Here is a 7,236-nt window from a genome sequence, read left to right as displayed (position 1 = left end):
GGCCTCAGCCCGATGCCAAGAAATTCTGGGAGACATTCAAAAGCCTCAAGAACATGTGAGGCCCACCCACGGTCGATGGCCGTGCACGGAGAGCCGGATGCTTGGAAACTTGCACGTCCGGTTCGGAAGGAGGGATGGAGAAACCGACCGCTGAAATGCGGCACGGCGCTTCATCCCCACCTTACTGTCGTTGGTCTGGGCGGCAATGTCAGCGATGACGCTGGCCAGTCCCTCAGCCCGCAAACGCAAGTCCGCCCCGTCGGGGGAAATACTTACCCGCTCCACCAGCAACTGGAGGAGACGGGCCTGCTCGGCCGGGAACAATTCGTCCCACACCGCCTCGAAGCGGTCGAGGGCGGCGTGCAGATCGGCGGGCGCCATGGATGGGGCCATCCGTTGGGCCCGCGCCCGTATCTCAGGGGCGCGCAGCAATGCCCGGACCTGTCCGATGACGGCCACCTCGATCTCACCGGCGGCGATGCTGCGCACCGGGCAGGACTCGTGGCCCGCGTTGATCGCCTTCATACAGGTATAGTAGCGGTAGAGCCGCCCCTTCTTGCGGGTCGAACTCGGCGTCATGGCCCGACCGCAATGGGCGCAGTGGATCAGTCCTTTCAGCGGCGCCGGGGTCGAGGACCGCACCGCATTGGCCCGTTTCCTGGGAGCGTTGTCGCTCTTCACCGCCACCACCTTGTCCCAGGTGGCGCGGTCGATGATGGCCGGATGCTCGCCAGCATGGGCTTCGCCCTTGTGGACCGCCTCGCCGAGATAGACCCGGTTGTCGAGCAGCTTGTAGAGGAAGTTCTTGGTGAAGGGCATGCCCTGGCGGACCTTGCCGTCCTGGGTGGTCCAGGACTTCGTATGGTGACCGGCGGCGTTAAGTTCCTTCACCAGCAGGGTGGCGGAACCGAGTTTGAGGAAGCGGTCGAAGATGTGGCGGACCAAATCGGCCTCGGGCGGGTTGACCGCCAGCTTGCGGGCGACCACATCGTAGCCCAAGGGCGGGACGCCGCCCATCCACATGCCCTTGCGGCGCGAGGCGGCAAACTTGTCGCGGATGCGCTCGCCGATCACCTCCCGCTCGAACTGAGCGAAACTGAGCAGGATGTTGAGCGTGAGGCGCCCCATGCTGGTCGTCGTGTTGAACGACTGGGTCACCGAGACAAAGGTGACGGCGTTGCGGTCGAACACCTCGACCAGCTTGGAGAAATCCATCAGCGACCGCGACAGGCGGTCGATCTTGTAGACCACCACTACGTCGATCAGCCCGGACTCGATGTCGGCCAGCAGGCGTTTCAGGGCGGGACGTTCCAGGTTGCCACCGGAGAAGCCGCCATCATCGTAGTGGTCGGGCACCGGCACCCAGCCCTCGGCCTTCTGGCTGGTGATATAGGCCTCGCAGGATTCCCGCTGGGCATCGAGGCTGTTGAATTCCATCTCCAGCCCCTCCTCCGAGGACTGGGTGCCGGTGATGGCGCGGGCCACCGCCGACAGGCTTTGGTAGCGGCGGCCCTGCCATTCGAAGCCGTCGGCCAGCGCCGTCACCTCCTGCATCACCCCCTGCCATTCCCGGATCAGCTTGGTGCCGACGATGGGGGCGGTCATGTCCTTGGGCTTCGGCTTCTTCTTGCCGTCCAACTCGTCGACCAGATCGTCAAGGCGGCGTTCGGCCTGGACCGACAACCCGCCAAAGGCCAGTTCCTGAATGCGATACCCGGCTTCGGCAGACGAGGAAGGCGATCCGGTGGCGCTGGCCTGCGCCCGCATGGCCACCTTCGCCCATCGGGCCAAGGCGTTCCTGGTCTCGACGCCAACCATCCGGGGCCTGTCGCGCATTGAGCGGGAATACGAGGCGTCCGATCAGCGCCGCTTCTTCGTGCCGTGCCCCCATTGCGGCGAAATGCAGTGGCTGAAGTTCGAGCGGCTGAAATGGGACAAGGGCCAGCCGGGCAGCGTCCATTACCTCTGCGACTCCTGCGACCAGCCGATCACCGAATCGGCCAAGGCCACCATGCTGGCGGCGGGAATTTGGCGGGCCACTGCGGTGGCCGAGGATCCCGGCACCGTCGGCTTCCACATCTCGGCGCTGTACTCACCGCCCGGCTGGCAATCGTGGGAGAGCATCGCCCGCATGTGGGAAGCAGCTCAAGGCAATGACGACGCGCTCAGGGTGTTTCGCAACACCGTGCTGGGGGAAACCTGGGTCGAGAGCGGCGAGGCGCCCGACTGGCAGCGGCTGTACGACCGCAGGGAAACCTGGACCAACGGCACGGTGCCGGCGGGCGGGCTGTTCCTCACCGCCGGGGCCGACGTCCAGAAGGACCGGATCGAAATCGACGTCTGGGCCTGGGGCCGCAACCTTGAAAGCTGGCTGGTCGACCACATCGTCATCGACGGTGGCCCCGAGAAGGCCGAAACCTGGGCGGCGTTGGAGCGGGTGCTGGGGCAAACCTGGCAGCATGCCAACGGCGCGGCCCTGAAGATCGCCCGTCTGGCCATCGATTCCGGCTACGAATCTTCGGCGGTCTACACCTGGGCTCGCCGGATGGGCGTCGGCCAGGTCTCGCCCATCAAGGGCGTCGAGGGCTTCAACCGCTCCAGCCCGGTGTCGGGGCCGACCTATGTGGATGCCACCGAGGGCGGCAAGAAAGTGCGCCGTGGTGCCCGGCTGTGGACGGTGGCGGTGTCCACCTTCAAGACGGAAAGTGTGGCAGCGCTGGCTGGATGTGGCCGTCCTGTCGAGGGCGCTGGATATCCCCGGCTATGAACGCAACCGCGCCAGCTTCATCGCCTGTGCCTGGCTGCCGCCGAAATGGGACTGGGTCGATCCGCTGAAGGACACCAAGGCCGAGATCGAGCAGATCGGCGCCGGCCTGAAAAGCAGGACGCAAGCACTGGCCGAGCGCGGCTTCGACGTCGAGCAGGTGGATGCCGAGATCGCCGCCGACCGGGAGCGGGAACAGCGGCTGGGGCTACAGTTTGCGCAGGGCCAGTTATCGCCAAATTTTGAGGCCGGTACTGGCTCCAAGTGAGGCTGCTTCGATTAGCCGCTTTTGAATCCAATCTTCAGCGTCTTTCTGACTATCGAAGTAGCCAACGTATTGCGGCGTCTCTACTGGGAAGCGGACCTCAACAGCCCATCCATTTGGGGGCAAGTAAACCGCTTCCATTTCAAATGTCATTTGAAGTTCTCCTCAGTTCACATCCCCAATCTCAATGCCTTGCGCTCGATTGAGGTTTCCACCAGCATGCCATGTCTCGTTAAAATTGCATCCCGTCTTTACGGGACACCGCTGCTGCTCGCCCGCAGCAAGTTGGACGTGATTCTGGGCGCATTGGCTCCCCGGCTGGCCGGACAGGCCATCTCTTTCGACAGCGATGCGGTTCCGTCCGCCGAAGTGGCGGTGACGCCCGACGGCATCGCCATCGTGCCGGTGATCGGCACCTTGGTGGCCCGCTCGGGCTATCTCGGCGCCGCCAGCGGCCTGACCGCCTATTCGGACATCGCCGAAACCATCGAGGCGGCGGCCACCGACCCCGGCATCCGCGCCATCCTGCTGGACCTGGATTCCTCCGGCGGCGAGGTCGGCGGGTTGTTCGATCTGGTCGACCACATCCAGGCCATCCGTGCCCAATGCGGCAAGCCCATCTGGGCGGTGGCGGACGAGGCCGCGTTGTCGGCGGCCTATGCCATCGCCTGCACCGCCGACCGCCTTTACGTTACCCAGACCGGCGAAATCGGTTCCATCGGCGTGGTGGCGGTTCACCGCGACGAGTCCGGGGCCGATGCCCAGGCCGGGCTGGCCTGGACTTTCGTTCATGCCGGGGCCAGCAAGGTGGACGGCAACCCCCATCAGCCGCTATCCGATTCGGCCCGCGCCGCCCTTCAGGCCGATGTCGATGCCCTTTATGGTCGCTTCGTTGCTCTGGTGGCCCGGTGCCGCAAGCAGCCGCCCGAGGCGATCCGCGCCACCGAGGCTGCGGTCTATCGCGGCGATCAGGCGGTGGCTGCCGGGCTGGCTGACAAGGTCGGCACCCTGCGTGTCGCCCTGGCCGATCTCGGCGCCGTGCTGGCGCGTCCCACCGTTTCCCGTCCCATCACCGCCCGAAAGGAAGTCCCGATGTCCGAATCCCAGGGGGAAATCCCCGTGATCGCTGCGGTACCGCAGCCGCCCGCCCAGGCCAACGCCGATCTGGAGCAGCGCCTGCGCGCCGAATATTCCGAAATCAGCGCCATCGCCGCCCAAGCCGCCCGCCTCGGCGTCACCATCGACCCCGCCGAGGCCATGGCCAAGGGCATCCGCCCGGAGGCCTTGCGCCGCACGGTGCTGGATCAGTTGGCCGAGCGGTCCGACGCCACCGACGTGGTCGCCGCCGCTCCGGCGGCTGCGGCCCCCAAGACGGACACCGAAAGCCCCATTGTCCGGCGTGCCCGCGAAGCCGCCGCCCGCAAGTAAGGAACCGCCGCCATGCCGACGCTGACCGCATCGCCCACTCTGGGCGACCTCCTCAAGTTCGAGTGCAACCCCAGCTACTGCCGCGAAGTGGTGATGCTGAAGGCCGGCACCAACTATCCCCTCGGCTCCGTGCGGGGCCGCATCACCGCCAGCGGCGAATACCGCCTGTCGCCCGCCGCCGAGGTGGTCGGTGACGAAGGGGCGGAAACCGCCATCGCCGTGCTGTTGGAAGCGGTGGACGCCACCGATGGCGTGGCCACCGGCCTGATCGCCGCCCGTGGCCCGGTCATCCTGGCCGATGGCGCTCTGATTTTCGAAGCCTCGGTCGACCAGCCCGCCGAACGGGTTGCCAAGATCGCCCAGCTCTCTGCCTTGGGCCTCGTCGCCCGCACCACCGTCTGACGCACCGAGGAACCCATGAACGCCATCATCAATCCCTTCGACGCGGGCGGCTATTCGCTCGCCGAGATGACCCAGGCCATCAACATCCTGCCCAACCTCTACACCCGGCTGGGCCAGATGGGGCTGTTCCGCTTCGAGGGCGTTACCCAGCGCTCGGTGATCATCGAGCAGGCCGAGGGCGTGCTCAACCTGCTGCCCACCGTGCCGCTGGGTGGCCCTGCCACCGTCGCCAACCGTGACGCCCGGTCCATGCGGTCGTTCACGGTGCTGTGGATTCCCCATGACGATTCCATCACGCCGCAGGATGTCCAGGGCGTGCGCGGTTTCGGTNCGAAGCCTCGGTCGACCAGCCCGCCGAACGGGTTGCCAAGATCGCCCAGCTCTCTGCCTTGGGCCTCGTCGCCCGCACCACCGTCTGACGCACCGAGGAACCCATGAACGCCATCATCAATCCCTTCGACGCGGGCGGCTATTCGCTCGCCGAGATGACCCAGGCCATCAACATCCTGCCCAACCTCTACACCCGGCTGGGCCAGATGGGGCTGTTCCGCTTCGAGGGCGTTACCCAGCGCTCGGTGATCATCGAGCAGGCCGAGGGCGTGCTCAACCTGCTGCCCACCGTGCCGCTGGGTGGCCCTGCCACCGTCGCCAACCGTGACGCCCGGTCCATGCGGTCGTTCACGGTGCTGTGGATTCCCCATGACGATTCCATCACGCCGCAGGATGTCCAGGGCGTGCGCGGTTTCGGTGTCGCCGATGCCGCCGATCCGCTGGCCACCGTCATGGAGCGCAAGCTGACCCGCATGCGCTCGAAACACGCTCAGACCCGTGAATTCATGGAGGTCAACGCGCTGCGCGGCATCATTCGCGATGGCTCCGGGTCCACCCTCTACGACTACTTCAGCGAGTTCGCCCTCGCCCGCCAGCAGGTGGATTTCACCCTGGGCACCGCCACCACCAACGTCCAGGGCAAGATCCGCGACGTGCTGCGCAAGGTGGAGACGGAACTGAAGGGCGAGACCATGACCAGCGTGCTGGCCCTGGTCAGCCCGGAATTCTTCGACAAGCTGATCGGCCACGCCAAGGTCGAGCAGGCCTACCAGTACTTCTCCTCGACCGGCGCCCAGCCGCTGCGGGAAGACGTGCGCCGCCGCTTCCCCTTCGCCGGCATCGTGTTCGAGGAATACAACGCCACCGTCACCCTCTCGACCGGCGCCACCGAAACCCTGATTCCGGCGGGCGAAGGCATCGCCTTTCCGCTCGGCACCATGGACACCTTCGTCACCTATGGCGCCCCGGCCAACCTGATCGAGACGGTCAACACCCTGGGCGTGCCCATGTATGCCCGCCAGTTGGCCCGGAACGACGGCAGCGCCATCGACGTCAAGACCGAGGCGTCCATCCTGCCGGTCAACAAGCGGCCGCGTCTGGCGGTGCGGTTGTTCTCGGGCAACTGACCATGTCGGCCTTTGCCGACGCCATAGACGACCTGTTCGCCGATCCCCACCTCGCCTGCACGGTTACTTACCGTCCAGGCGGGGCCGGCTACGGGGTGTCGGTGCGGGTGATCGCCGGGCGGAAGGATCAGATCTCGGAGTTCAGCGACATCAGCGTGGTGTCGGCGACGGCGCGGTTCGATGTGCGCGTCTCGGACGTGCCGAACCCGGCCGAGGGCGACACCATCGCTTTGGACGGCGAGACCTTCGTCGTTCAGGGCGAGCCGATCCGGGACACCGAACGCTTGGTTTGGACCGTCAATACGAGGCCAGCCAGCACGACTTGAATGATGCTATGGACAGTCAGTGGCGACTTGCGTAGTGATCGGTAATACGATGATCCCGTTAATCTGGCAGAGGGAAATAAATTCGAGAGCTTTGACCGGGTCAGTTATTGGCATAATGTCGAAGGCTAGTGGGACCCCAACGGGGGCGCTCATGTGGTTGATTTTCGAGCCCACTTGATGGGCGATGTCGATGATTAGGTCGATGTAATTCGTCCGCTGCCCATTAATCTCAGCAGACATAACTCCTGGCGTACAGAAGGCCGAGAAGCAGCCTTTCGGCGAATTCCACGATATCTCGACGAACGGGTGTCCCCGCTGGGTGAGTTCCCGCCACAGGCCGTGGTTTATGGAGGCTGGGTGCAGAAGATCACCGTTTTCAGAAAACAGCAAGTCAACCAGCCCCTCAATATCAGGCACCTCGGTGAACAGCTTGCGGTCCACCTTGCGGTGCCTCTCCCGCTCAAGTTTTTCGCCAGCCGCATTGGCCTTTGAATGCTTGGTGATGGGCAGGTGATTGATTGGGGGCAGCGAACAGCCACCTGCGCCCCCGAACCACAAGAATGGCCCAATGTCGAGAGTTTGGGGGTCGAGAAC

General features: G+C 65.1%; 8 protein-coding genes and 1 pseudogene. 7 read left to right on the top strand and 2 right to left on the bottom strand.

What is annotated here, in order from left to right; genetic code table 11:
• Positions 1 to 45: 45 nt before the first annotated feature.
• On the bottom strand, positions 46 to 1,767 hold the full coding sequence (locus MTBSS4_RS17315) for a recombinase family protein (RefSeq protein ID WP_217425571.1): 1,722 nt from the start codon (positions 1,765 to 1,767) through the stop codon (positions 46 to 48).
• Between MTBSS4_RS17315 and MTBSS4_RS17310 the strand changes: the two genes are divergently transcribed.
• The 7 genes and pseudogenes from MTBSS4_RS17310 to MTBSS4_RS17280 all read left to right on the top strand — a co-directional run bounded on the left by MTBSS4_RS17310 (position 1,706) and on the right by MTBSS4_RS17280 (position 6,642).
• Positions 1,706 to 2,767, top strand: a complete 1,062-nt coding sequence (locus tag MTBSS4_RS17310) for a terminase gpA endonuclease subunit (protein ID WP_368667803.1) — start codon at positions 1,706 to 1,708, stop codon at positions 2,765 to 2,767. The genes MTBSS4_RS17315 and MTBSS4_RS17310 overlap by 62 nt on opposite strands.
• Positions 2,700 to 3,032 (top strand): annotated as a pseudogene (locus MTBSS4_RS17305) (hypothetical protein); the annotation flags it as partial. The gene MTBSS4_RS17310 and the pseudogene MTBSS4_RS17305, both read left to right, overlap by 68 nt.
• Positions 3,033 to 3,248: 216 nt before the next feature.
• Entirely contained in the window at positions 3,249 to 4,457 is a 1,209-nt protein-coding gene (locus tag MTBSS4_RS17300) for a S49 family peptidase (protein WP_173984653.1), read from the top strand.
• A 12-nt stretch (positions 4,458 to 4,469) separates the two neighbouring features.
• A complete protein-coding gene (locus MTBSS4_RS17295; RefSeq protein ID WP_173984652.1) occupies positions 4,470 to 4,859 on the top strand; it encodes a head decoration protein in 390 nt (129 codons plus the stop codon).
• 15 nt (positions 4,860 to 4,874) lie between these two features.
• Complete coding sequence (locus MTBSS4_RS17290; RefSeq protein ID WP_254432632.1) at positions 4,875 to 5,297, top strand: major capsid protein; 423 nt, start codon at positions 4,875 to 4,877, stop codon at positions 5,295 to 5,297.
• The gene (locus tag MTBSS4_RS17285) at positions 5,294 to 6,316 is read left to right on the top strand and encodes a major capsid protein (RefSeq protein WP_173984651.1); all 1,023 of its coding nucleotides are present in this window, start codon (positions 5,294 to 5,296) and stop codon (positions 6,314 to 6,316) included. The genes MTBSS4_RS17290 and MTBSS4_RS17285 overlap by 4 nt, the downstream gene beginning before the upstream one ends.
• Positions 6,317 to 6,318: 2 nt before the next feature.
• Positions 6,319 to 6,642: a hypothetical protein gene (locus MTBSS4_RS17280; protein WP_173984650.1), complete on the top strand. Its 324-nt coding sequence runs from the start codon at positions 6,319 to 6,321 to the stop codon at positions 6,640 to 6,642.
• 6 nt (positions 6,643 to 6,648) lie between these two features.
• On the opposite strand, the gene MTBSS4_RS17275 is transcribed toward MTBSS4_RS17280, so the two are convergent.
• A partial coding sequence (locus tag MTBSS4_RS17275; RefSeq protein ID WP_217425570.1) for a hypothetical protein occupies positions 6,649 to 7,236 on the bottom strand: 588 nt, incomplete at its 5' end.

Origin of the sequence: Magnetospirillum sp. SS-4 (assembly GCF_902729425.1) — a bacterium.
GTDB lineage: Bacteria > Pseudomonadota > Alphaproteobacteria > Rhodospirillales > Magnetospirillaceae > Phaeospirillum.
Note: the sequence above shows the minus strand (reverse complement) of the source record. Positions and strands in the feature narration are given on the sequence as shown.

Coding starts and splice junctions, on each gene's coding strand:
- MTBSS4_RS17285 (WP_173984651.1), top strand. CDS start 5,294: ATGAACGCCATCATCAATCCCTTCGACGCGGGCGGCTATTCGCTCGCC.
- MTBSS4_RS17315 (WP_217425571.1), bottom strand. CDS start 1,767: ATGCGGGCGCAGGCCAGCGCCACCGGATCGCCTTCCTCGTCTGCCGAA.
- MTBSS4_RS17280 (WP_173984650.1), top strand. CDS start 6,319: ATGTCGGCCTTTGCCGACGCCATAGACGACCTGTTCGCCGATCCCCAC.
- MTBSS4_RS17310 (WP_368667803.1), top strand. CDS start 1,706: ATGCGATACCCGGCTTCGGCAGACGAGGAAGGCGATCCGGTGGCGCTG.
- MTBSS4_RS17295 (WP_173984652.1), top strand. CDS start 4,470: ATGCCGACGCTGACCGCATCGCCCACTCTGGGCGACCTCCTCAAGTTC.
- MTBSS4_RS17300 (WP_173984653.1), top strand. CDS start 3,249: ATGCCATGTCTCGTTAAAATTGCATCCCGTCTTTACGGGACACCGCTG.